Source organism: Oleiphilus sp. HI0123 (assembly GCF_001635315.1).
Genome location: NZ_LWGE01000062.1, coordinates 1 through 538, shown reverse-complemented (window position 1 = coordinate 538; position 538 = coordinate 1). Strand labels below are relative to the sequence as shown.

1 protein-coding gene is annotated in these 538 nt (G+C 37.9%); it reads left to right on the top strand.

Annotated elements, in window-relative coordinates:
- The coding region (locus A3761_RS26500) for a hypothetical protein (RefSeq protein ID WP_068749631.1) at nt 1-361 on the top strand (361 nt) is incomplete at its 5' end.
- Nucleotides 362-538: the final 177 nt, after the last annotated feature.

Below are 538 nucleotides of genomic sequence, written 5' to 3'. Positions count from 1 at the left end.
GGATATTCACATCTATATAGATAGCTCATCCTATTCAGATATTGATATTGAAGAAATTTCTCAAGATCTACTCGCTGAACTAAGTGCTTGGCTCAATAATAAGACTTCTATTAGTTTGTTGGATTTTCGACCTGAAGAATGTCTAGAGGACTGGAAGCTTGGTGTTGCATTACGGGTGAAATCCAAATTTAAACTAAAAGAACCGCTAAATTTTTTATATGATCTTGCTAAAAAATACCAGTGCGAATTTGTTGTTTCTGAGTACGATGCTAAGTCTGAGAGTTCTGAAGCCGTTTGCTATTTTGGCTTTGAAGAGGGGCGGCCAGATCTCTATGAAATAGCAAATTACCTAGGCTTATGATGCTTGGGTGTGATCAACGAAGTTTTGCGTATCAATAGTCTGACTTCTATTGGCTTTCGATTCGCTTGCCAGGGCTTTTAATGCCAGTTTTATATCTGAAGCTATCATTTTTATATTTCACCTATTTTGCCTTGCTAGGTGTCATGGCGCCTTACTTGGGGCTATATCTCGATAGTA